This window comes from Pseudomonas sp. GW821-FHT03A09 (assembly GCF_059421065.1).
Window position 1 is genome coordinate 1 of record NZ_JBWKUX010000017.1, and the last position, 23,755, is coordinate 23,755.

Consider the following 23,755-nt stretch of genomic DNA (forward strand, 5'->3'; position numbering starts at 1 on the left):
CGCGGGTTGCTCATGGCACCTCCTAATGGGCCTCAGTTTAAGGCATGGAGGTGTCTACAAAACTAGGGGCGATTCAGGATGCTTTGAATGCCGTCACCGGTGCGTACTTTTCGAGTGCATATGCAACGAACGCTTTGGCGATTTGCATGATGTCAGAATTCAGATGGAGCGCAGCCCAGTCGATTGTCATTGCGAGTCCACCGTCGTACCACGTCCATGCCGGTAGACGGGTATCGACGTACTTTGGCTGATCATTGGTGCGAGTTCGAATCGCAACCTGAGCCGGCCCCTTGAACACGTAGACTGGCAAAGAGGAGGAGGGTGACGCGTGTTCTTGATCAACTGATATGGTCACGGCGAACCTCCTTAACAGTCAAGTCGGCTCCAGGCTGCCGACGCTCGCTGGACGTTGTGGAGATTGGCCGACTCGGCTAAATAACGACTTGCATAACGACGTGGCATCGTCGAAGTCTCAGACCAACCGCAGACTCGTCGGAGTTCGTCCGTGGCGCGCTCGAGGTCATGCCCACGCTTTTCGACCAGGTAAGCCAAAAACCGATCTGCAAAGGTATGGCGAAAGTCATGCGCAGAAAGTGTAGGCAACAACCCCTGATGAGCCAGTTCAATGGTCAGAAACAGCCGATCTAGCACGTTCGACAACGCGCGGATCGACAGCGGGCGGCCTCGATCCGAGATGAACAAATAGCGGTACAGCAATTTCATAGGTTTTCCGTCACGCTTTGGGCGTCGCTCGCTCTGAATATAGCGCTCGTAGACCTCATACAACTGTGCCGAGATGCCTACGGTCCGGCCGTGTGTTTTCAGTGCAGGCTCTTCAGCGCGCGGATCTCCTGGGTCATGTTCGCGGTCATTGATGCTGAGATAAGCATGCTGTGAACCCTGATTGATATCGGTGGTGTAGAGTTTCAGAAGCTCTCCGCGACGGATACCGGTCTCCAGCAGCAATTCAATCATTAGCCAATTGCGCAACTGCAGCCGTTCCGGAAACGGATTCTCCGCGGAGCCCGGGCGAATCAATGCGCGAATGATCTGGAGTTGGGTATCTGTCAGGCTGCGGTAACGAGAGCGGTCAGGACGGGCATTGATGATATGGCTCTCAAAGCGCCGCTCAATGACGTCGGCGACATCTGCAAATACAACTTCGATGTTAGCCAGGGTGGTTGAGTTCTGACGTGCGCGCGGAATGTAACGGGTGACACACCAGGACAGGTATTGCTTCAGCAACCGCAGGTACTGGTCACGGGTGCGCGGATCAATCTGTGGAAAAGGTGCCGTTGTAGCTTTGCCGATTCGGGCGACAAGATTATCGGCTTGACGGCCGCTTTGGAGCCAGATTGCGTAACCGTCTAATAAAGACAGAATTGCCTCAAAGTGGCAGGACAAGATGGCCTCATCGATATCCAGATCTCGGCTTTTGGCATAGGCATAGAAAGCTTGGATCGCGCGCAGGTGCGACGCAGCCGTGTTGTAAGCGCGGTGCCTGAGTTTAAGTTGGACGTAGATGAACGGAATGAGTACGGGTAACGGCGCTGCGTAACCAGCTTGCACGAGCAACGGCACACGCTGACCTGAAGAGAAACGGCACTGAATCAGTTTCATCGGCAGCACCACATTGAATGACTCGCCATGAACACGAAGACATGGCCCGTTGAGAGAATGGACGTCAGAAACGGGTTTGTCGAATCAGTACCTTATGAGCCTCATGAACATTTCTAACATGGCATCTAGTTTAACATAATATACATTATGCGAACAGTCCTATAAGGACGTGAGGGGCTCACGTGATCAGATTTGAAGCCTGGCACCGCCTCACTACAATGTCATCAACCACGAGGCATTCGACCATGACCACCAAAACCAACAGCCGTATTAAAACTGAAGCCCGAGCCAAGCTTGCACGTCTGCAAAAGTCGCCCAGGTACAAGAGCTTTTTCACCGCTGCTGCAATCGATGCTTTTGCAAAGGTTGAGGAATCGGCCTTCGCCGGAAAGTCTCGCAAAGATGATGTACACGAAATTCCGGTCCCTTAGCGGCTCAGGGAAACTGCTTGTGTCATTTGATACCTGGAAAAATATGAACACACAAAGCCCTGAAATAAACGCTGGGTCGTCACCAGCGAAGACGCCGCCGATGGAACTGGCGACCTGATCATACCTTTGCCTGACGATCTTCTGGCTGCTATCGGTTTGACCACCGGTGACAAGCTATACATGCCAAAACAACCTGACGGCACAATAACCCTGACGTAAGTGCGTGCCATCCTATAGCCATCAATTCTCGTGATAACCTTGGAGCCGTTGGGTTCAACGAAGAACCCTAAACGCCCAACCCAAGGAGCTATCAATGTCGGAAAAATTTATTACCACCTGGTTCTACAGCGCCCTAAAAACTAAAAAGGTTTCCAGCGGCATTTTGGGAATGTCGACCAAAGAGGTCTATGACCCAAGAACCGTAGATGTCGAAGAAATGGCGAAACAGCTCGCAACCGTCTACAACGAATACGATGCCGAAGGTTATGACGTAGTAAACATCCTTCCGATTTCTCTGGGCACATCGGAAAGCTCTATTGCATCGAACGGCACCTACGTAGGTGATGTAGGATTCTCGATCAACCGCGGCGCTATAGTCGTAGGAAAACGAAGAGACTGAGGCTTAATTTGAAAGTGGAATTTGCCTGCTGCCCTGCCCTACGAAAGCAATAAACCATATAACTAAACTAAATGACTATTTAGTTTAGTTATAATTAATCGCTTCAGCAGACTGGATCAATGCGAAGATACATAGATCGAAGGCTGCGCTGGAGCAGGTAGCGAATAAGTTGCCTTCATCCACTCGACTTCTGCATGCGGCGTGCGGCCGAAATAGCGTTTGAACTCTCGGCTGAACTGCGAGGCGCTCTCATAGCCCACGTTAAAAGCCGCAGATGAAGCAGACATGTCGTCACGGAGCATCAATAATCTTGCCTGATGCAGTCGGGTCGATTTTAGATACTGCATAGGCGAGGCGTTGGTGACTGTGCGAAAGTGCAGATGAAAATTGGGCACGCTCATACTCGCCTCTTGAGCTAGGCACTCGACATCCAGCCGCTCCTGGTAACAGCTGTGTATCTTGCGAATGGCTCGAGTAACCTTTCCGAAATGGCCTTGCCTGCTAAGCGCAGCACGCATGCTCCCCCCCTGCTCGCCCACGATGATGCGATAGTAAATCTCGCGCACTAACGACGGGCCGAGTATCTGCGCCTCAACCGGATGGCTCATCGCTTCGAGGAAGCGTAGCGTAGACTCGCGCAACATCTCATCCATCGGCGAGGAATACATCCCTTTGGGAGGCTCATTGGTCGGACCAGATTTTTCGTCTATTTCCAGAATCAGTTCGCCAGCGAGCTTGAAATCCAATCGCATGTATACCGCCAGCATCGGCTCCTCTTCGCTGGCGTCAGTTTCCATGGTGAACGGCACGGGCACGGACACAACCAGGTAGTGCTGATTGTCGTAAATGTAAACCTCCTCCCCCAGATAGCCGCGCTTGCGACCCTGGCACAAGATGACGATGCCAGGTTCATAGAGCACTGGTGTGCGGGTCAGCGGCCGATTGGAGCGCAAGAAGCGTATGTCTTCCAGCTCGCTCAGGTTATAACCCTCCAGCGGCGCCAACTGCTCCATCAGTTGGACCATGCGCCGTGTTCGCGTTACACAATGATTCATATGCCCCTCTTACGCTTTCACGAAACTTAACCATCCGTAGAACGGGTCAGTGCTTCCCAGTGATTGATGTCGCGCAGGGACTGTTCCAGTTTTTCACGCACATAACCCAGCGCATCACTGCCAAGCAGCAGGTGGGCTGGCGGGTTGTCGCTGGCGATCAACTGCAACATGGCTTTCGCGGCTTTTTGCGGATTCCCCAGTTGTTGGCCGCTTTTCTCTTCGCGCGCCTGACGCACCGGATCAAAGCTGGCATCGTAGTCGGCGATGCTGCGCGGCGTACGCTGCATGGAGCGGCCGGCCCAATCGGTGCGAAACGAGCCAGGGGCCACGGCCGTGACAAAAATGTTGAACGGCCTGAGCTCCTTGCTCAGCGTGTCGGAGATACCCTCGAGCGCGAATTTGCTGCCACAGTAGTAGGCGATACCCGGCATCGTGATGGTGCCGCCCATGGAAGTGATGTTGATGATGTGTCCGCTACGCCGTTGGCGGAAGTACGGCACGAAGGCCTTGGTCACTGCAACAGCACCAAAGACGTTGACGTCGAACTGACGACGCATTTCTTCCAGCGGCGACTCTTCGAAAACGCCCTCATGGCCGTATCCAGCATTATTCACCAGGACATCTACCGGGCCATAGCGAGTCTCCATCGCTGCGACGACGCTGTCTATCCGCTCAAAGTCGGTGACATCCAGAATCACCCCATGGGCGCGCTCCGCTGATAACGCTTCGAACGCTTGCAGGGCAGCCTCATTGCGCACGGTGCCAATGACACGGTAGCCGGCAGCCAACGCTTGCGTCGCAAGCGCCTTGCCAAAGCCGCTGCTAATGCCGGTGATGAACAGGGTTTTGTGAGTACTCATGGAGATTCCTCTCGGTTGATGAGTACCGATGGTAGTCAAGCAAACGCTGGCGACCTATGCCGGATAATCTAGGAGGTTTGCCTATTTCTATCAGTCTTGCTCTGCTTGCCCTCAACGCGACGTCATGCCCAATGGCGGGAGGAGCGTCCAGCGTTCACCATCCTTCAGCGTGACCACGAGGTACGTCATTGGCGGTGCAACGATGGGGCTCGAAAGACCGTTATACGAGCCGAGGATCACCCGGCCATCTTCGTATGGACTAGCCAAGCGGGGAACCTGAGTCAGGCAACTTCAGTTCCAAAGTTGAGAAATGACTGATATCAACAACTGACGATACAACGCCAACGATGCACAAGAAATTCACAGGGATCGTTTTTCTGTTGCTTGGCGGCTGCTCACTGCATCCGCACACTAAGGACGATTTGCTCAACACCGGCGTGACCAGCCCCGAGTATTGCCTGGCGCAAGAACGCTCTGTGGTCGAAAAGCGCGTTCAAGGTTATTTGAATCACTGCTTTCATCCGCAAATCACCGACCCCACAACGGGCGGGACACTCGTCAACACCATCAGTTTGAAAGTTGATAGCAATGCGCAACGAAGCGATATGGTGCTGTGGGCGCCGACGATCTATGGCAACCAGTACTACATGAATGTGGTCCTCTCGCAGAAGAACCCCGCCTGCAAAACCACCATGACCGCAGTGGCCTCTGGCTGGAATTTTGAGCGTAATTTCCCGAAAATACTGGAAAGTGCCAACGGTGGCGATCCGTGGTACCCTCTATAAACGGATGAGCACCCTGCTCTTATACCTAAGCCATAGCTTAGGTATAAGGGATATGAAAGCCTTCAATAACCACTCGCCGCCGTCATTGCTCCACCGACAATCGCAATCCCCGAACTGCTGCCCAAGCGAGTGGCTCCAGCTTCAATCATCTTCACTGCCGTCGGGTAATCGCGTACACCACCGGACGCCTTGACGCCAACCCCGGTTCCCACGGTCTTGCGCATCAATGCTACGTCTTCAAGCGTGGCGCCGCTTCGGCTGAACCCAGTGGACGTCTTGACGAACGCCACACCCAGCTCCCGGCAGATTTCACACGCTTGGACCTTCTGCTCATCGGTGAGCAGGCAGGTTTCCAGGATGACTTTCAACGGCACGGCACCACAGGCCTGGTGGACCCGCGCAATATCATCGCGCACAGCTTCCAGCAGCCCTTCCTTCAACCAGCCGATGTTGAGCACCATGTCGATCTCCCCTGCCCCGGCCGCAATCGCCCGTTGCGCTTCGAATGCCTTGGTATCACTCAGGCCGGCGCCCAGGGGAAAGCCTACGACGGCACAAATCACCACGCTGTCGTCGGTCAGGCACGTAGCGGCGTAAGGCACTTGCCCCGAGTTCAGGCACACCGAGTAAAAGCCATGTTCCCGGGCCTCCTCGCACAAGGTGCGAATCTGTTCACGGGAGGCGTCTGGAGCCAGCAGGGTATGATCGATGTACTTCGCCAATGCTGCGGGTTGAAGTGTGTTCATTTAACGGGCCCTTGCCTGTATGTTGCCAATGATCGAGTGTCGCGTGTCACGGCGCTCACGTTAATTCGTTACTACAATCACATTTAGTGTTATTTATTTAACAACAACATTCAAGCCCTGGAATACCCGTGGACAGTAGAAAAGCCGAGCGACTCAAGCTTATCCAACAAGCCCTGCAGGACCAGAACGCCATTCACCTGAGGGAAATGGCCGCGCTGCTGGAAGTCTCCGAGATGACCTTGCGCCGCGATCTCAACCACTTCACCGATCACTTGCGCCTGCTGGGTGGCTATATCACCCGGATTGGCAGTGAGGCCGGTGAGTACCGAGTCGCCGACCAGGACACGCGTCATGTCGAAGAAAAGCGCCGCATTGGCAAGCTCGCCGCCCGCTTGATTCAAACGGGTGACACCGTATTTTTCGACTGCGGCACCACCACGCCTTTTGTCATTGACTTCATCCCTGATGAGCTGGAGTTCACCGCGGTGTGCAGTTCGCTGAACGTACTGCTCAAGCTGCAGAACAAGCCCAACTGCCACATCGTGTTGTGCGGCGGCACCTTCCACCGCAAGAACCAGGTATTTGAGAGCAGCGCCGAAAGCAGCATTCTCGACCACGTGCGCCTGACCTGGGCCTTCGTGACGGCTGCGGGTGTCAGCCAGCAGTTCGGTGTGACGTGCTTCAACTTCAATGAAGTCGAGGTCAAGCAAAAGGTCCTGCGCCAGGCCCAGCAACGAGTGTTGCTCGCCGACTTCAGCAAGTTCGACACGGTGCGCACCGCGCATTTCGCCACCCTGGAAGACTTCCAATACGTGATCAGCGACAAGAAAATCCCCCGTACTTATAAGGACGTCATCAAGGCTCATGGCACGCAATTGCTGGTTTAACCCAGCAACGTCTGGCGTTCCTGTGCATTCAAGTAGCCGGTGGTCACGCTGAACGAAGCGCTGGCCCCGGCGCCCAGCTGGCGCACATGGCCTTTGGCTTTTTCGGCGTGATAACCCTCGGGCTCGCAGGTTGACGGCAGCACGAATGCCGCCACTTGCTGGTCTGGTGTATGCAGTATCCAGCGAGCGGCGTGTTCAAACTGTTCGGGACGGTAACGGGTGTAAAACGCGGCGCCGCTGGGGTGATCCAGCAGAAAATGCGCCTGCCCGTTGGCATCTGTGCCCACGTCGTCGAAGAAAAACACAATTTCGGGGTCGTACAGTGCCGGCGCTGCAAGGCTGGCCAACTGTTCCGGATGGTCGGCCAATTGCGCCATGTAGGCGCTCCAGTCCGGTGTCGGTTTGACGTGGTCCGGTACGCTGGTACGCAGGCGCATTCGCTGCATGCCGAGAGGTTCGACAAACCGCGCGCCGTCCACATAGGCATAGTTCATGTGGGCCATGTACATCAGGTCCATAGGCTTGCCGGCCAGGTTCGTCACCTGCATGTCGATATCGAACAGGGCCGAGTCAACGCGCAGTGTCACGCTGGGACACGCTTGGTAGCGATCGCCAAAGCCCTTGGCATATTGATACGTGCCACCTAGGCGTACAAAACCTTCGCCTATTTCCAGCCACGCCGTGTCCATGGGCGCACAGGGCATCTCGCCGTGCAAGGCATGGGTGTCCTCCGGCGCCGGGCAGCCGTTGCGCAGCAGGCCGCTGTGAAACATAAAGCAACCATAGGTGTCGATAACGCTCAGGCTGGGGCGGGGTTGCTCGAACAGGTTGCGCATGGTCAGGTCGCAGCCGTCGAAAACGGCCGACCAGATCATCTGGCCCTGATAAGGCAGCACCACCAGCCGTCCTCGACTGTTTTCCAAACTCAGGGCCAGCACGCCGGATGAATAGGTCCAGGCACTGACGGTGAAATCCTTCGATTGCACAATGACCTTTTCCTGCCCGTCGAACAGTGCCCGGTATAACGGGATACGCGTGCTCATGAGGCCACCGCCGCCGCACCTGCCGGCAATGGATCTGACTGGCGCAGGCATTTGAGCGCATACATAACGATCACGATGAAGCACAGCAAAGGCACGCTGTAGGCCAGTTGCATGTTGCCGCCGCTGGCATCCGACAACAGGCCCTGGAAGATCGGAATCACGCCGCCACCGACAATACTCATCACCAGCAATGAACCGCCGACGCCGGTGTCTTCACCCAGGCCATCGATGGTCAGGCCGTAGATGGTTGGCCAGCAAGGTCCGAGAAAAATACTCACGCCGACCGCTGCGTACACCGCTGAAATGTTCGGCACAAGGATGGTGTAGGCCAGCAGCACAATGCACAGCACACCGTAGATCGCCAAGACCTTGGCCGGGTGCAGGCGTCGCATCAACAGGTTGGCGATCAGCTTGCCGACAAAGTAAGCGGCAAAGGTAGTCAGCAGGAACCAGGACGCGCTGCGCTCATTCATGCCGCCCATTTGCATGGCCAGGCGAATGGTAAAGCTCCACACACCCACTTGCGCGCCGACATAGAGAAACTGCGCGAATACGCCAAAGGTAAAGCGCGGGTTACGCCACAATCGACCCAGACTTTGACGTAGGCTGCCGCGCTTGCTGTCGGCGGGCTGATTGCCCTTGCAGGCGGGGAACCGGGTGATGGCGATCAGGATAAACATCAGCACCAGCACCGCGATCATCCACTTGTAGGGCAGCAGCGTGGACTGGATCATTTGCAACTGCTGCACCGCCGCTTCGGAGGCGCTCATCTGTGTCAGTTGTTCAGTGGTCGCGTCGGTGTCCTTGAACATCACGAAGCTGCCCACGTACACCCCGGCCATGGCGCCGAAGGGGTGGAAAGTCTGCGAGATGTTCAAGCGCCGCGTTCCGGTTTCCCGTGGGCCCATCAGTGTCGAATAGGTGTTGCACGCGGTTTCCAGGAACGACAGGCCGGCAGCAATCACAAACAGCGCCAGCAGGAACATGCCGTACTTGGCCGTGGACGCCGCTGGAAAAAACAGCAGGCAGCCGAACATGTACAGCAACAGCCCGATCAGTATCGTGCTCTTGTAGCTCAAGCGACGCACCACCATGGCCGCTGGAATCGCCACGAAAAAGTAGCCCAGGTAAAACGCCGACTGCACAAAGGCAGTCTGGAAATCACTGAGCAAAAACGCTTTCTTGAAGTGAGCGATCAACACATCGTTCATGCTCGCCGCCGCAGCCCACAGCGCAAAGATGCTACACAGCAGGATAAAAGCGAACCAGGGCGTGCGGTTCAGGTAAAAGCCATCGGGTGTCTGTTGCAGCGCAGGTTTGTTCATTATTGTTCTCCGGGCTGGGTTGAGGGTGTTACCGCTGCTGCTGGAAATGGGCGAACGCTTCGCTGTCGGGATAGGAGGATTGGGTGCCCAGTGCCATCACTGAGCACGCCGAATACGCCACCGCCTGCTCCATGGCCTGGCGAATATCACCGTTGCAGTTCCAGTGTTGAATGAAGCAACCGATAAAGGCGTCACCGGCACCGGTGGTGTCACGGGCAACCACCCGCTGGCCTGGCACCAGGAACTCACCCTCCTCCCCGACGTACAACGCACCGTGCTCGCCAAGGGTGACGATCACGTGGCGAATGCCGCTGGCGACCAGGGTTCGTGCTGCCGGGCGGGCAGCGTTCGGCGAGTCCACGACATGGCCGGTAATCAGGGTCAGTTCAGATTCGTTGGGGATCAGGAAATCCAGTTTCGCCAAGTGTTCGGCACTCAGGCCGGCCAACGCGGGTGCGGGGTTGAGCAACACTGCAATCCGATGCCGATGGGCGAACTCGATGGCGTGGTACACCGTGTCCAGGCTGATCTCCAGTTGCAGCACGATCAACGTGCACTCACGCAAGTCTTGCGCCGCCGCGTCGATGTCAGCCGGCGTCAAATGCGCATTGGCGCCTTTGACGATCAAGATGCTGTTGTGGGAGTCGGCCTGTACAAAAATCGGTGCAACGCCACTGGAAACCCCCGGCACCCGCTGAACGTAGCGGGTGTTGATGCCAAAGCGCTGGAAGTTGGCCAATGTGTTGTCGGCAAACATGTCATCGCCGACTTTGCTTAACATCAATACATCGGCACCCAGCTTGGCTGCCGCCACCGCCTGATTGGCCCCCTTGCCGCCGCAACCCAAGGCAAAGCCCGGGGCTTCCAGGGTTTCGCCCTGGGCTGGCATGCGGTCGATGTAGGTAATCAAATCCACCATATTGCTGCCGATGACTGCGATCTTGCTCATTGCTATTCCACCTTATTGCGGCACGGCCAGGCAGGTCGTGGCGCTCTTGTTTTGTTATTTAAATAACATTAGGTGTGAATATTCAATCTTTTTTTGTGGTGATGGATCAATGAATCCTACGAACCCTTTCCATGCCGTTGATTGCGGATTCACGCAGATCCCTTAAGCTGGGCGGCCTTGCACCGCCCGGAACTGAACATGTCCCGAAGTATTGCCCACCTCGCCTTGCTGCTGGGGTTGATCACCGCGATCGGCCCGTTCGCCATCGACAGCTATCTGCCGGCCCTGCCCACCCTAGGGGCCAGCCTGCACGCTTCACCGACGGCAGTACAAATGAGCCTCACGGTGTTCTTTATCATCATCGGGGTGTGCCAGTTGTTTTACGGGCCGATCAGCGATGTATTCGGGCGAAAACCTCCCATTTATGCAGGCTTGGTGATTTTCGCCGTGGCCAGCGTCGGTTGCGCCCTGGCCCCTACGATTGAAGTGCTCATTGGCTTCCGCGCCCTGCAAGCCTTTGGTGCGTGTGCCGGCATGGTGATCCCGCGGGCGATTGTCCGTGATCTGTATACCGGTCATGAAGCCGCACGCTTGATGGCGTTGCTGATGCTGGTCATGAGTGTTTCGCCGATCCTGGCGCCATTGGCCGGTAGCGTGGTGATCTCGATCTGGAGCTGGCGCGAGGTGTTTGTCGTGCTGGCGGTGGTGTCGACGTTGTGCCTGGTGATGACTATCGTGCAGTTGCCCGAAACCCATCCGGCCGAACGCCGCTTGGGCAAAACCCTGGGCAATGCCATCGGTAGTTATGGGGCGTTACTGCGTGACCCGGTATTCATTGGTTTGTCGCTGGTCAGTGGTTTTGGCTTGGCCACTTTCTTTGTGTTCATTGGCAGTGCGCCGTTCGTGTACATCGAGTATTTCGGCCTGACACCGACACAATTCAGCCTGTGCTTTGCCCTCAATGCCGCATCGTTTTTTACGATGAGCCAACTCACGGCGCGCCTGAGCGCGCGTTTTGGGCTGGCACCGTTGATTCGCTGGTCTGTGATCGCAGTCGCCAGCGTGCTGGGTTTACTGGCGGTAACGACAGCGTGGGGCAATCACTTGGCCTTGATGATGAGCCTGCTATTCATCGGCTTTGGTTTTCTTGGCCTGCTGTTGCCGGCCGCCGGGGTCTTGTCCCTTGAGGATCACGGCGCGGTGGCGGGCTCTGCGTCAGCCCTGCTGGGCGCGATCCAGATGATCACTGGCGCGGTGTGCATGGCCTTGGTTGGCGTGTTTGCCGATCACACCCCGACGCCCATGTTGATTGGCATCGCACTGTGTGCGGTGGCTGCCATGCTCGTCACCTTGTGGACCTTACGCCGCCTGCCGCCGCATTTGGCAAGCGCGTAGACCTGACATCGTTTTCACTGATATCCGCTATTGGCCGGAATCCGTTCAGGTCCGCCGGCCAGGCTTTATAGAATGGCAACCACAGTCAAACCACCACCGATGGGGTGCTGGAGGTCGTCATGCGTTATGTGCTTATTGCCGTGCTGAGCCTGTTCAGCACCCTCGCCGCCGCCCAGAGTGACCCAGGCCCGGGCGTCACTACGCCGGTCAATCAGGCCGACGATTACTCCGAAGACCTGGATATCGCGAAGGCTGTACGCAACACCAATGCAGCGACAACTACATGCGGACCAGTCAAGGGGCATGTGATTTACGTCGATAGCCAGGGAGTACGTCACGAACTGGACTACATCCGAGTCGGCGACGCCTGCCCACACAGTTGATTTCACCTACAGATCGAAGCGATCCACAGCGCGTCGCCGCTCATTGTCGTCACGCATGTCATAACTGGCCGTGGTCTGGATATTGGTGTGGTGCGCCAATTTTTGTGCAATCGACAGGTCATGCTCTTCAATCACCCGTGTGATGAAGGAGCGCCTGAAGTCATGGGGCATGATCTTCACCCCCACCTGCTCTCCGCGCTGACGGGCGATGTAATAAATCGCATGCTTGGTGATGCGCTCGCGGGTGATGTGACTGCCCCGACGGATCCGGTTAAACAGGAAGGTATCGTCCTCCTCCCCGTCCTTGAGCTGCTCGCGGCGAAATGCCAGCCACGCCTGCAACTTGGAGAAGGCCCATTCTGGAGCGTACTTGATCAGCTCTTTATTGCCCTTGCCGATCACACGCAAACTGCGCTCGTCGAAGTTGATCTGCGCCAGGTCCAGGTTGACCGATTCCGACTTGCGCATGCCCGAGCCATACAACATGCCGATGACCGCCGCATCCCGCAGGCCCTGTGGGCGTGGGTCGGCGGCACACACTTCCATCAATTCGCGGATCAGCGTACGGCGCAGGTTGCGCCCCTGCCCCAAGCGCGTGCCGGATGCGGCCTTGACCGAGCGCATCTTGAGCAGGTGGTCCTGGCTGATCAGGCTCATGCGCCAGGCTTCGTTCATCACCCCACGTACCGCGTTCACATACAAGGATGAGGTGTTTGGCGCATAGCCGTCTTCACGCAAGGCTGCCACCAGGGCGATGACGTGTTCAGGTTGCAGCAGGTGCCAATCGATCTCTTCGAGGTTGATGTCCTCGAAACCGAGGCGGTCGGCCGCATCTTGCAGCACGTAACGCATGGTCAGTTGGCTGGAGGGGGCCAGGCGTGTGAGGTAAAGGGTCAGCGGGTTGCGGATAGACTCAATCAAAACAGTTCAGCCTTTGAATTAAATACCTCGGACAAGCCATTGTTTAATCGAGATATTTAGTGAATTGGCGAAGGCCGAGTCTAACGCAGGATCGGCCCTGGCACAAAATCACAGGCTATTGATCGTCCTCAACCGGGTCTTGGGGCTGGGTCTGGGACTGGCTCCAATCGGCGTCCTGTTTTTGCATCAGGGCAAACCAATGCTGGCGCATGAATGCCAGGTAGCTGTCCGGTGCCTTGGCGAAATCCTTCTCATCGCTATAACAGCCCGGCAGCGGCAGTTCGGTGCCCTGTTCCTTGTACTGGCTCACCAGTGCCTGTTGTGCGGCGACGCTGCAGTCGGCAGGCAGCGGCATGCCACGCAAGGCACCGGCGTCTTCGTCCCACCAACTGGCGCCTACGCGATCCACGCCGCGCAGTCGGTATTTCTGGGATTTACCCGCGTGCATGATCAACTTGAACTCGCGAGGGCTGACATCGCTGGTGCAGGTGCGCGAATAGCCCACCGTAGCCTGGGTAATGCCATCGCCGGCAAGGTCAGTGACCTTGGTGGCTGCCATGTCAAAGCGCAGCCCGGCGTCGAACTCACAATGCTGTACATCGTCGTACAGCATCCAGACCCGCTTGGGATGGTCACCGTCGAGCAAATATTGGGCGGCATAGACAAAGGCCGACTGGGTGCCGTCATCGTCTCGTTCGCTGACCTGTTCAGCGAGCACCAGCAGATTCTTGCCTTGGCGGTCGTCCCAGGTATAGGCCGCGACCTGTTTGCCGCGCACTTCGACGCCATCCGGGACTTGGTTGACGGTGGTCAACGCCACGCCATCGTCGGCTCGCACAGTGGTGATACAGCCCACGGTCAACAACAACCCCATCAACGATCCCATCAACGCGGGCCGCAACTGGCCGCGAAAAAGCTGCACGCTATTCATCCGAGTACCCTGGCAAGAGATGGCTTACTTTACCGGCACTTGAAGGCCAATGCAGAGAAGATTGTTGAATGTGTGATGAAAATCGCCAGGCGTTCGCCCTGCAAAGGTATCCCTTGGCACGTCAGTCACTTAGCTGAACCCTGGCTGTCTATTTGTCAAAAAAACGAGTTTTTCATATGCCTTTCATATTCGTTCAACATTTTTCCGCTTAACCTTGGCCGCAGGACTTGAGAACGAACCGCGTTTTTCCCGACTAACCTGTTGATTAGGCTTTACCTTTCATATATTTCGTCTTTACTCTGCAAGCCCATGGAAGAAACCAGTGCCCGTCCTCAGGAAAGTCAAATGAATGCCGCAACCCCACGCTACGTTTAATCTGCCCGCTGTCCATCAGCCCGGATTACTGCTGTTTTCACGCTCCAATTGCTCTAGCCCCGAGGTCTTGAATCTTTGAAACCCTACCCTATTGATCTCGTGTCGATCGTTATCCCGGTCTACAACGAAGAAGACAGCTTGCCTGAATTGCTGCGTCGTACGACGGCGGCTTGCAAGCAACTGGCCTACAAATACGAAATCATCCTGGTGGATGACGGTAGCCGTGACAGTTCGGCCCAACTGCTGGAAGACGCTGCCGCTGAAGAAGGCAGCAACGTGGTCGCGGTGATCCTCAACCGTAACTACGGCCAGCATGCGGCGATCATGGCCGGCTTCGAGCAGTGCCGTGGCGATGTGGTGATTACCCTGGACGCCGACCTGCAGAACCCGCCGGAAGAAATCCCGCGCCTGGTGGAGCAAGCCGCCCTGGGCTACGACGTGGTTGCCACCGTGCGCAACAACCGTCAGGACTCGGCGTTCCGCCGCTGGCCTTCGCGCTTGATCAACCTGGCCGTACAACGCTCCACCGGCGTCGCCATGTCGGACTACGGCTGCATGCTGCGTGCTTACCGTCGCACCATCGTCGATGCGATGCTGGCCTGCCGCGAGCGCAGCACCTTCATTCCGATCCTGGCCAACGGTTTTGCCCGTCACACCACGGAAATCCTGGTGCATCACGCTGAGCGTGAACACGGCGTGTCCAAGTACAGCCCGATGCGCCTGATCAGCCTGATGTTCGACCTGCTGACCTGCATGACTACCACCCCGCTGCGCCTGCTCTCCATTGTGGGTTTCAGCCTGGCGGCACTGGGCATGCTGTTTGCGATAGCGTTGGTCTTCCTGCGGCTGGTCTTCGGTGCTGAATGGGCCGGTTCAGGCATGTTCGTGCTGTTTGCCGTGCTGTTCGTGTTCACCGGTGGTCAATTCATCGGCATGGGCCTCTTGGGTGAATACCTGGGACGCATGTACAGTGACGTGCGTGCCCGTCCACGCTTCTTTATTGAAAAAGTGCTGCGTAACCAACCCGCAGCACCTGCGCCGGTCGTCGTGGTCGACGGCCTGGCAACGTCTCACTCTTCCACTTCTCCTTCCGATCAGGTTTCGTCATGAATTCAAAAGCTGTTGTCTTCGCTTACCACGATATTGGCTGTGCAGGCATTGAAGCCCTGCTGACCGCCGGCTACGACATTGCTGCCGTGTTCACCCATGCCGACGACCCCAAGGAAAACAACTTCTACGGTTCCGTCGCCCAACTCTGCGCGCGCAATGGCATCCCGGTACATGCTCCGGAAGACGCCAACCACCCACTGTGGATCGAGCGCATTGCCAAGCTGAACCCGGACTTCATCTTTTCCTTCTACTACCGCAACCTGCTGAGCGAAGCCCTGCTGGCCACCGCCAAAAAAGGTGCGTTCAACCTGCACGGCTCCCTGCTGCCTAAGTACCGTGGCCGCGCCCCGGCGAACTGGGTGCTGGTCAACGGCGAAACCGAAACCGGCGTGACCCTGCACCGTATGGTCAAGCGTGCCGATGCAGGCGCGATCCTGGCCCAGCAGAAAGTCATTATCGACCGCACGGATACTGGCCTGACCCTGCACGCCAAGCTGCGTGAAGCCGCTACCAACCTGCTGCGTGATGCGCTGCCACAACTGGCTCAAGGCAAGCTGGCTGAAACCGCCCAGGACGAAAGCCAGGCCACCTACTTCGGCCGCCGTACCGCCGCCGATGGCAAGCTGGACTGGAAAAAACCAGCTGAAGAGCTGTTCAACCTGGTTCGCGCCGTCACTCAACCTTACCCGGGTGCTTTCTGCGCCGTGGGCGAGCACAAACTGATCGTTTGGCAAGCCGAAGTGGTCAAGGGCAACGAAGGCCTGGCACCTGGCCGCGTGATCAGCGTCAACCCGCTGCGCATCGCCTGCGGTGAAGACTCCCTGGTAGTCAAGTTCGGTCAGCGCAACGCCGACGGCCTGTTCCTGGCCGGCCCTGCCCTGGCGGATGTACTGGGCCTGGTGGACGGTTCCGTTCTGCGCGGCGCCGAGTCCGGCCGCAAGCCACGTCGTACCCGCGTACTGATCCTGGGTGTGAACGGTTTCATCGGTAACCACCTGTCCGAGCGCCTGCTGCGTGACGACCGCTACGAAATCTACGGCCTGGATATCGGCTCCGACGCCATCGAGCGCCTGCGCAGCCATCCGAACTTCCACTACGTGGAAGGCGACATCAGCATCCACACCGAGTGGATCGAGTACCACATCAAGAAGTGCGACGTGGTCCTGCCGCTGGTGGCCATCGCCACGCCAATCGAATACACCCGTAACCCGCTGCGCGTATTCGAGCTGGACTTCGAAGAGAACCTGAAACTGGTTCGCTACTGCGTCAAGTACAACAAGCGCGTGATCTTCCCGTCGACCTCCGAAGTCTATGGCATGTGCCAGGACCAGTATTTCGACGAAGACACCTCCAACCTGGTGGTTGGCCCGGTCAACAAGCAGCGTTGGATCTACTCGGTCTCCAAGCAACTGTTGGACCGTGTGATCTGGGCCTACGGCGACAAAGGCCTGAAGTTCACCCTGTTCCGTCCATTCAACTGGATGGGCCCGCGCCTGGACCGTCTGGATTCGGCGCGTATCGGCAGCTCCCGCGCGATCACCCAGTTGATCCTGAACCTGGTGGAAGGCACCCCGATCCGTCTGTTCGACGGTGGCGAGCAGAAGCGTTGCTTCACTGACATCGCTGACGGCATCGAGGCCCTGGCCCGCATCATTGATAACGAAAACGGTGTGTGCGACGGCCAGATCGTCAACATCGGCAACCCGGAAAACGAAGCCAGCATCCGTCAGTTGGGCGAAGAGCTGCTGCGTCAGTTCGAGGCTCACCCGCTGCGCAGCAACTTCCCTCCGTTCGCTGGTTTCCGCGACGTAGAAAGCAAGGCGTTCTACGGCACTGGTTACCAGGACGTGGCACACCGTAAGCCAAGCATCGAAAACGCCAAGCGCCTGCTGAACTGGGAGCCGACCGTAGAGATGAGCGAAACCATCGGCAACACCCTGGACTTCTTCCTGAAAGAAGCCATGCTCGAAATCGCGGACAAGAAGTAATGCAGGCAGGTCTTCGCATTGACGTCGACACCTACCGTGGCACCCGTGAAGGTGTGCCGCGGTTGCTCGAATCCCTGGATGAAGCCGGGGTGAAAGCGACGTTCTTCTTCAGCGTTGGGCCGGACAACATGGGGCGCCACTTGTGGCGCCTCATCCGCCCGCAATTCCTGTGGAAGATGCTGCGTTCCAATGCTGTCGGCCTGTATGGCCTGGATATTTTGCTGGCCGGCACCGCCTGGCCAGGCAAACCGATTGGCCGTGACCTGGGGCATCTGATGCGCCAGGCCAAGGCCGCCGGCCATGAAGTCGGCCTGCACGCGTGGGATCACCACGGCTGGCAGGCCAACACCGGGCGCTGGAGCGAGGCACAGTTGATCGAACAGATCCGCCGTGGCGTCGACACCTTGAGCGATATCCTGGGTGAGCGCATCGACTGTTCAGCGGCTGCCGGATGGCGCGCCGATGAACGCGTCGTGCAAGCCAAGCAAGGCTTCAACTTTCGCTATAACAGCGATTGCCGGGGCACCAGCCTGTTTCGACCAACCTTGGCCGATGGCAGCGCGGGCACTCCACAAATTCCGGTGGACCTGCCGACCTTCGACGAAGTCGTCGGGCCGGTAGTGGCTGCCAAAGATTTCAACAGTTTCATTCTTGACCGGTTTGCCGAGTCGAAACTGAATGTCTACACGATCCACGCAGAAGTAGAAGGGATTCTGATGGCTGATGATTTCCGCCAGTTGCTCGCCCAAGCCGGGCAGCGTGGCATCGACTTCAAACCCCTGGGCGACCTGTTGCCCGCGGATGTGACCACCCTGCCCCAGCAACAGTTGGTGCGCGGTGCGTTGAGCGGCCGAGAAGGCTGGCTCGGAGTGCAACAGGCATGATCCGGCGCTGGGCACTGTCCCTGCTCCTGTTGGCGTTTGGCCTGTTCTACCTGTTACCCCTGGCCACCCACGGCTTGTGGATTCCCGATGAAACCCGCTATGCACAGATCAGCCAGGAAATGTTGCTGACCGGTAAGTGGGCTTCGCCGCATTTCATGGGCATTCGCTACTTCGAAAAACCCGCGGCGGGCTACTGGATGATCGCGCTGGGCCAGGCGCTCTTCGGGCAGAACCTGTTCGGCGTGCGTTTTGCTTCGGCCTTGAGTACCGGGTTGAGCATCCTGCTGGTGTATCTGGTCTCTCGTCGGTTGTGGAACGACCCGCAAAAAAGCCTGGTCAGCACCGTGCTGTACATGAGCTTTGTCAGCGTGGCCCTGCTCGGCGGTTATGCCAACCTTGACCCGCAGTTCACCTTCTGGGTGAACCTGACGGGTGTCGCGCTCTGGTTCTGCTTCGATAGCACCACTCGCCGTGGCCGTTTGTGGTCCTGGGCCTTGCTGGGCTTTGCCTGTGGCATGGGGTTCATGACCAAGGGCTTCCTGGCGTGGTTGCTGCCGGTGCTGATCGCCCTGCCCTACGCCCTCTGGCAGAAACGCCTGGGTGAGTTGCTGGGTTACGGTGTTGTGGCCGTGGTCGTGGCGATTGCCGTCAGCGTGCCGTGGGCATTGGCCGTGCACCTGCAAGAGCCGGACTACTGGAACTTCTTTTTCTGGCATGAACATATCCAGCGTTTTGCCGGTGAAGACGCACAGCACGCTGAACCTTTCTGGTATTACCTGCCATTGATGGTTGCATTCTCGTTGCCATGGATCGCCCTGCTGCCGTCCACCGCCAAGCAAGCCTGGGACGAAAAGCGCCTGCCGAAAACCGCATTTCTGCTGCTGTGGTTGCTGATGCCCCTGGCATTTTTCAGCCTGGCCAAGGGCAAGCTGCCGTCCTACATCATGCCGTGCCTGTTGCCCTTGGCCCTGCTGATGGGGTCGACCCTGAGCGACAAGCTCTCCCAAGGCAAGGCCCGTGCATTGCGCATCAACGGTGGGTTGAACCTGGTGATCGGCGTCGTGGCCTTGCTGGCGATCAGTTGGTTCCAACTGAAAAAGCCGATCTACGAGCCTGGGCAGGAAACCCTCAGCCTGGTGCTGGTGTTTACCTTCCTGTTCGGCTGGATCGTGGTCAACCTGCTGCAAGCTGCACGGCCCTTGACGCTGTGGGCCGCGCCCGTTGTCGGCAGCTGGCTGCTGGTGGCGCTGGTCCCGGCCGCGCTGCCGCATTCGGTGGTTTACAACAAGACGCCGGACCAGTTCATCATCGATCACTTGCAAGAACTGCAACCGACCAGCGCATTGCTGAGCAATGATCTGGGCGCGGCATCGGCCCTGTCCTGGCGCCTGGCACGCCCTGAAGTCACCCTCTACAACACCGTGGGTGAAGTGAAATACGGCATTGCCTACCCGGATACTGCCTATCGCAAGGTCGACCCGACCCAGGTCCAGCAATGGATGAGCGATGCGCGCAAGCAAGGCGCCGTGGGTGTGGTGATGCGGGTCAAGGGCGAAGACGAAGTCGCCGAAGTCGAGTTGCTGCCCAAAGACGGCAAGCGCTACGAACAAGGCAATATCGTGATCATGATCTTCCCTCAGGCCGCGCAATGATCACTCTGCTTTTGTTGCTGAGCGCCTGTCTGCTTACCTGCATGGGCCAGGTCTCGCAAAAATTTGCCGTCGAAAGCTGGCGCGACCAGCCAGACGGTTGGACACTGAAACTGCGCTCGCCCTGGTTGTGGTCGGCACTGTTTTGCCTTGGCCTGGGTTTGCTGGTGTGGTTGCTGGTTCTGCAACGCCTGGAAGTCGGCATTGCCTATCCCATGCTCAGCCTGAACTTCGTACTGGTCACGTTGATGGCTCACTTTGTGTTTCATGAACATATCGATGGCCGCCACTGGCTAGGTGTCGCGCTGGTGATCGCCGGTGTTGTGTTGCTGGGGCGCCAGGTATGAGTCAAACCCGTGGTTTCGCCCTGGCCCTGGGCAGTGTCGGTCTGGTCAGCGCTGCCCAACTGGGCATGCGCTGGAGTATGACGCGCCTGCCGCTGCCCACAGAATGGCTGGCCGCCTTCAACAGCAATGCTATCGACCTTGGCGCCTTGGGCGTGGTGATCCTGGCGATCATCGCCTATGCGCTATCGATGCTCTGCTGGCTCGGGGCCCTCAAAGACCTGCCCCTGGGCCGCGCCTATTCGCTGCTCAGCATCAGCTATGCGCTGGTTTATCTGCTGGCCGCCAGCCTGCCGGTGTTCAACGAACATTTTTCGCTTTCAAAAACCCTGGGGGTGGCCTTGGTCATCCTCGGTGTACTGGTTATTAACTCTCGTCGTGCTAGCACCCTAAGTCCCAGGAATACCCCATGAAAATCAGTGTGTTTGGTAGTGGTTACGTCGGTCTGGTGCAGGCCACCGTATTGGCCGAAGTCGGTCACGATGTCATCTGCATGGACGTTGACAAGAGCAAGGTCGAATCGCTTCAGAAAGGCCACGTGACCATCTTCGAGCCAGGCCTGGCTGCCATGGTCAAAGAGAACCTGGAAAGCGGACGCCTGCACTTCACTTATGATGAAAAGCTCGCCGTTGAACACGGTGAAGTGCTGTTCATCGCGGTCGGTACGCCTTCGGACGAAGACGGCTCCGCGGACCTGAAATACGTACTGTCGGTGGGTGATGCGGTGTCCCGTCACCGCATGGAACCGGTCATCCTGGTGGAAAAATCCACCGTGCCTGTCGGCACCGGCGATACCCTGCGCGCGCACATCGAGAAGAACCTGCACGTTGCCGGCCGCCACTTGGAGTTCGATATCGTCTCCAACCCGGAATTCCTCAAGGAAGGCACGGCCGTTGCCGATTGCCGCCGCCCGGACCGCATCATCATCGGCTGTGAGCGCGAAGAAGTGCGTGAAGTGATGCGCGACCTGTACGCGCCGTTCAACCGCAACCACGACCGCATCATCTTCATGGACCTGCGCAGTGCCGAGCTGACCAAGTACGCAGCCAACTGCATGCTGGCTACCAAGATCAGCTTCATCAACCAGATCGCTGAGCTGGCCGAACACCTGGGGGCCGACATCGAAGCGGTACGCCTGGGCATTGGTGCCGACTCGCGCATTGGCTACCACTTCATCTACCCGGGCTGCGGCTACGGCGGTTCGTGCTTCCCCAAAGACATGCGCGCCCTGATTCACAGCGCCAAGGAAGCCAACTGCTCCAGCGACCTGCTCGAAGCCGTGGAAGCCATCAACCAACGCCAGAAGAGCAAGCTGTTCGAGCGTATCAACGCTTACTTCAAAGGCGAATTGAAGGGCAAGACCTTCGCGTTGTGGGGCCTGGCGTTCAAGCCCAACACTGACGACATGCGCGATGCGCCAAGCCGCGTACTGATGGAAGCCCTATGGGCCGCCGGCGCCAATGTACGTGCGTTCGACCCGGAAGCCATGCAGGAAACCCAGCGTATTTATGGCGACGAGCCACGCCTGGCCCTGTTGGGCACCCCGGAGTCGGCCTTGAGCGGCGCCGATGCGCTGATCGTCTGCACCGAGTGGCAGCAGTTCAAGGCGCCGGACTTCGATCTGATCCAGCAGCGCCTGAAAAATCCGGTGATTTTCGACGGTCGCAACCTGTACGACGGCGAGCGTCTGGCCCGTAAAGGCTTCAAGTATTTCCCAATGGGTCGCGGTGACTCCTGCGAGTTGCCCATTCCCCAGCAAAACTGGGTGCCACAGGTCAAGGAAGACTGATACGTGAACAAAGCTCAACCGCCCCTGCTGAATGCAACGATTCGTTACCAGTCACTGGGGCTTGGGCTCTTGGCACTGGTGCTGTTCATCGCCGGCAACTGGCACCAGGCGATCATCGGGTTTGACTCGCGTTTTGTGGTGTTTGCCCAGGAAATGCTGCGCCATGGGCCGAGCTTTTTCCCCACGACCTACGGCCAACCCTATGCCGATTACCTGGCGACCTCGACCCTGCTGACCTGGCTGCTGTCCTTGCCGCTGGGCCAGGTCACCAGCCTGACGGCGTGGCTGCCGACGGCTATCGCCTCGGCATTCATCGTGATCCTGGTGTACCGCCTGACCGCGCCCTACTCCCCGCGCTGGGGCGTGCTGAGCATCGCCATGTTGCTGCTCAGCAGCACGTTCATCAGTGAGACCCGTGCGGTCTCCCTGGACCAGATGCTCGCCGCTGTCGCATTGGCGGTGTTTTACCTGGGTTATGCCCACGATCATTTCGGTGCGGCCAAGCGTCTGCATTGGCTATTCCTGCTGGTGATTCTGGGATTTGCCATTCGCGGACCTATCGGCCTGGTGATCCCTACCGGCGTGCTGTGCAGCTATTACCTGATCAATCGCCAATGGCGGCAGATGTTCAGCTTTGGCTTGTTGGCGCTGGCACTGCTGGCCGCGTGTGTGGGCCTGCTGTTGCTGCTGGCCAAGCTCAGTGGCGGTGAAGTGTTCATGCAGGACGTCATCCGCATGCAGTTCCTCGGTCGCATGGATGGCACTGAAGGCTCCAGCGGTGTGCTGTATTACTTCACCAGCTCCATGGGCAACTATGCCTTGGCGTACCCGGTTGCACTCCTGGTGCTGTTGGTTGTAGTGATTGGCGGCCGACGTGCACCAGACCCGGCGTTGAAGCTGGTGCTCTATTGCGCGGCGGCTGGCTTGTTGGTGATGCTCGGTTTGTCGGTACCCCAGGCGAAAAAAGCACGCTATATCCTGCCGATGCTACCGATGGCAGCGATTATTGCAGCGTACCCCTTCCAAGTAACTCAAGGACGGCTGTTCGCCTGGTTGCGCGGCTTGATGCTGGGTATCTGGACGCTGTTGCCGGGATTGTTGGCAATCGGCCTGGTGGTTGCGCGCAAGCGTTACCCGGCACAGCTCGATAGCCTGGGCCTGATCTTCGTGCTGCTGGGCGTGCTTCAGGTCCTGGCGCTGCTGGCGTTGTTCAAGGCGCGGTTGCGTCCTTTCGGTCCGGCATTGGCGGCGGTGCTTGCGATTTGGTCCACCTATATCGTGGTCGTGGAACCGCTGGAGCGTTCGTTGTACGACACGCGTACGTTCACCCTCGCGGTCAAAACGCAGATCCTGCAGGAACCGGCGCCGGTGGTACTACACGCCTTGGGTAAGGACGCGAAAGCCATCAAGTTCATGGTCAACTTCGATTGTGACAAGGTGCCGCTGTTCACCCAACTGCCTGCCGAGCTGGCAGTGATCCAGGCACCGGCCTGGTTGGTCATGAGCCAGTCTGACTTTGAAGGGCTCACCGATCCACGCCTGCGTTCGATCACGCCGACACTCACTGGGGAGTTCGATAAGAACCCTTATGTGCTACTGCATCTGGTGAAAACCGCACTTCCTTGATTGAATTTTCTGTCGCCTCGTAAGAAAGAACGCTCACTCC

The 23,755-nt window shown here is 57.8% G+C and carries 24 protein-coding genes; 14 read left to right on the forward strand and 10 right to left on the reverse strand.

Annotated elements, in window-relative coordinates; all coding sequences use genetic code 11:
* Window positions 1-73: 73 nt before the first annotated feature.
* Window positions 74-355, reverse strand: coding sequence for a hypothetical protein (locus AC07V4_RS24280; protein ID WP_492638505.1), 282 nt, complete (start codon window positions 353-355; stop codon window positions 74-76).
* Between the two features lie 11 nt (window positions 356-366).
* A complete protein-coding gene (locus AC07V4_RS24285) occupies window positions 367-1,620 on the reverse strand; it encodes a tyrosine-type recombinase/integrase (RefSeq protein ID WP_492638504.1) in 1,254 nt (417 codons plus the stop codon).
* 245 nt (window positions 1,621-1,865) lie between these two features.
* Here AC07V4_RS24285 and AC07V4_RS24290 point away from each other — a divergent pair, with 245 nt between their 5' ends.
* Window positions 1,866-2,051 carry a hypothetical protein gene (locus AC07V4_RS24290; protein ID WP_492638503.1) on the forward strand — a complete coding sequence of 62 codons (186 nt, stop codon included), beginning with the start codon at window positions 1,866-1,868 and terminating at the stop codon, window positions 2,049-2,051.
* Window positions 2,052-2,364: 313 nt separating this feature from the next.
* On the forward strand, window positions 2,365-2,670 hold the full coding sequence (locus AC07V4_RS24295) for a hypothetical protein (RefSeq protein WP_492638502.1): 306 nt from the start codon (window positions 2,365-2,367) through the stop codon (window positions 2,668-2,670).
* Window positions 2,671-2,786: 116 nt separating this feature from the next.
* Here AC07V4_RS24295 and AC07V4_RS24300 read toward each other — a convergent pair whose 3' ends face one another.
* Both AC07V4_RS24300 and AC07V4_RS24305 read right to left on the reverse strand, forming a co-directional pair.
* A complete protein-coding gene (locus AC07V4_RS24300; protein ID WP_492638501.1) occupies window positions 2,787-3,725 on the reverse strand; it encodes an AraC family transcriptional regulator in 939 nt (312 codons plus the stop codon).
* A gap of 26 nt (window positions 3,726-3,751) precedes the next feature.
* Entirely contained in the window at window positions 3,752-4,585 is an 834-nt protein-coding gene (locus AC07V4_RS24305) for an oxidoreductase (protein WP_492638500.1), read from the reverse strand.
* A 347-nt stretch (window positions 4,586-4,932) separates the two neighbouring features.
* Here AC07V4_RS24305 and AC07V4_RS24310 point away from each other — a divergent pair, with 347 nt between their 5' ends.
* On the forward strand, window positions 4,933-5,370 hold the full coding sequence (locus AC07V4_RS24310) for a hypothetical protein (RefSeq protein ID WP_492638499.1): 438 nt from the start codon (window positions 4,933-4,935) through the stop codon (window positions 5,368-5,370).
* A 62-nt stretch (window positions 5,371-5,432) separates the two neighbouring features.
* On the opposite strand, the gene deoC is transcribed toward AC07V4_RS24310, so the two are convergent.
* Window positions 5,433-6,116 carry a deoxyribose-phosphate aldolase gene (gene deoC, locus AC07V4_RS24315; protein WP_492638498.1) on the reverse strand — a complete coding sequence of 228 codons (684 nt, stop codon included), beginning with the start codon at window positions 6,114-6,116 and terminating at the stop codon, window positions 5,433-5,435.
* A 128-nt stretch (window positions 6,117-6,244) separates the two neighbouring features.
* Between deoC and deoR the strand changes: the two genes are divergently transcribed.
* Entirely contained in the window at window positions 6,245-7,003 is a 759-nt protein-coding gene (deoR, locus tag AC07V4_RS24320; RefSeq protein ID WP_492638497.1) for a DNA-binding transcriptional repressor DeoR, read from the forward strand.
* Here the strand turns inward: deoR and AC07V4_RS24325 are convergent.
* From AC07V4_RS24325 to rbsK, 3 genes are read right to left on the reverse strand one after another with little or no spacing between them, the layout of a single operon-like run.
* The gene (locus tag AC07V4_RS24325; RefSeq protein ID WP_492638496.1) at window positions 7,000-8,046 is read right to left on the reverse strand and encodes an aldose 1-epimerase family protein; all 1,047 of its coding nucleotides are present in this window, start codon (window positions 8,044-8,046) and stop codon (window positions 7,000-7,002) included. The two genes, deoR and AC07V4_RS24325, sit on opposite strands and share 4 nt — an antisense overlap.
* Window positions 8,043-9,371, reverse strand: a complete 1,329-nt coding sequence (gene fucP, locus AC07V4_RS24330; RefSeq protein ID WP_492638495.1) for an L-fucose:H+ symporter permease — start codon at window positions 9,369-9,371, stop codon at window positions 8,043-8,045. Before fucP ends, AC07V4_RS24325 begins: the two co-directional genes overlap by 4 nt.
* Window positions 9,372-9,399: 28 nt before the next feature.
* Window positions 9,400-10,320, reverse strand: coding sequence for a ribokinase (rbsK, locus tag AC07V4_RS24335; protein ID WP_492638494.1), 921 nt, complete (start codon window positions 10,318-10,320; stop codon window positions 9,400-9,402).
* A gap of 198 nt (window positions 10,321-10,518) precedes the next feature.
* On the opposite strand from rbsK, the gene AC07V4_RS24340 reads away from it, so the two are divergent.
* The gene (locus AC07V4_RS24340) at window positions 10,519-11,715 is read left to right on the forward strand and encodes a multidrug effflux MFS transporter (RefSeq protein ID WP_492638493.1); all 1,197 of its coding nucleotides are present in this window, start codon (window positions 10,519-10,521) and stop codon (window positions 11,713-11,715) included.
* Between the two features lie 119 nt (window positions 11,716-11,834).
* Window positions 11,835-12,098, forward strand: a complete 264-nt coding sequence (locus tag AC07V4_RS24345; RefSeq protein WP_492638492.1) for a DUF2790 domain-containing protein — start codon at window positions 11,835-11,837, stop codon at window positions 12,096-12,098.
* Between the two features lie 6 nt (window positions 12,099-12,104).
* On the opposite strand, the gene AC07V4_RS24350 is transcribed toward AC07V4_RS24345, so the two are convergent.
* Together AC07V4_RS24350 and AC07V4_RS24355 are read right to left on the reverse strand one after the other, a co-directional pair.
* The gene (locus tag AC07V4_RS24350) at window positions 12,105-13,019 is read right to left on the reverse strand and encodes a site-specific integrase (protein ID WP_492638491.1); all 915 of its coding nucleotides are present in this window, start codon (window positions 13,017-13,019) and stop codon (window positions 12,105-12,107) included.
* 115 nt (window positions 13,020-13,134) lie between these two features.
* On the reverse strand, window positions 13,135-13,950 hold the full coding sequence (locus tag AC07V4_RS24355) for a M949_RS01915 family surface polysaccharide biosynthesis protein (RefSeq protein ID WP_492638490.1): 816 nt from the start codon (window positions 13,948-13,950) through the stop codon (window positions 13,135-13,137).
* Window positions 13,951-14,400: 450 nt separating this feature from the next.
* Here AC07V4_RS24355 and arnC point away from each other — a divergent pair, with 450 nt between their 5' ends.
* Genes arnC through AC07V4_RS24395 form a run of 8 tightly spaced genes read left to right on the forward strand, consistent with a single transcriptional unit; the run spans window position 14,401 to window position 23,715 of the window.
* Window positions 14,401-15,435, forward strand: coding sequence for an undecaprenyl-phosphate 4-deoxy-4-formamido-L-arabinose transferase (arnC, locus tag AC07V4_RS24360; RefSeq protein WP_431749827.1), 1,035 nt, complete (start codon window positions 14,401-14,403; stop codon window positions 15,433-15,435).
* A complete protein-coding gene (gene arnA, locus AC07V4_RS24365) occupies window positions 15,432-17,423 on the forward strand; it encodes a bifunctional UDP-4-amino-4-deoxy-L-arabinose formyltransferase/UDP-glucuronic acid oxidase ArnA (RefSeq protein ID WP_492638489.1) in 1,992 nt (663 codons plus the stop codon). The genes arnC and arnA overlap by 4 nt, the downstream gene beginning before the upstream one ends.
* Window positions 17,423-18,307: a 4-deoxy-4-formamido-L-arabinose-phosphoundecaprenol deformylase gene (gene arnD, locus AC07V4_RS24370; protein ID WP_492638488.1), complete on the forward strand. Its 885-nt coding sequence runs from the start codon at window positions 17,423-17,425 to the stop codon at window positions 18,305-18,307. The genes arnA and arnD overlap by 1 nt, the downstream gene beginning before the upstream one ends.
* Window positions 18,304-19,959 (forward strand): lipid IV(A) 4-amino-4-deoxy-L-arabinosyltransferase, encoded by a 1,656-nt coding sequence (gene arnT, locus AC07V4_RS24375; protein ID WP_492638487.1) that lies wholly within the window; start codon window positions 18,304-18,306, stop codon window positions 19,957-19,959. Before arnD ends, arnT begins: the two co-directional genes overlap by 4 nt.
* A complete protein-coding gene (gene arnE / locus AC07V4_RS24380; RefSeq protein WP_492638486.1) occupies window positions 19,956-20,303 on the forward strand; it encodes a 4-amino-4-deoxy-L-arabinose-phosphoundecaprenol flippase subunit ArnE in 348 nt (115 codons plus the stop codon). The genes arnT and arnE overlap by 4 nt, the downstream gene beginning before the upstream one ends.
* A complete protein-coding gene (gene arnF, locus AC07V4_RS24385) occupies window positions 20,300-20,713 on the forward strand; it encodes a 4-amino-4-deoxy-L-arabinose-phosphoundecaprenol flippase subunit ArnF (RefSeq protein ID WP_492638485.1) in 414 nt (137 codons plus the stop codon). The genes arnE and arnF overlap by 4 nt, the downstream gene beginning before the upstream one ends.
* Window positions 20,710-22,089, forward strand: coding sequence for a UDP-glucose dehydrogenase family protein (locus AC07V4_RS24390; RefSeq protein ID WP_492638484.1), 1,380 nt, complete (start codon window positions 20,710-20,712; stop codon window positions 22,087-22,089). The genes arnF and AC07V4_RS24390 overlap by 4 nt, the downstream gene beginning before the upstream one ends.
* Before the next feature lie 3 nt (window positions 22,090-22,092).
* Window positions 22,093-23,715, forward strand: a complete 1,623-nt coding sequence (locus tag AC07V4_RS24395) for an ArnT family glycosyltransferase (protein ID WP_492638483.1) — start codon at window positions 22,093-22,095, stop codon at window positions 23,713-23,715.
* The last annotated feature ends 40 nt before the right edge of the window (window positions 23,716-23,755 follow it).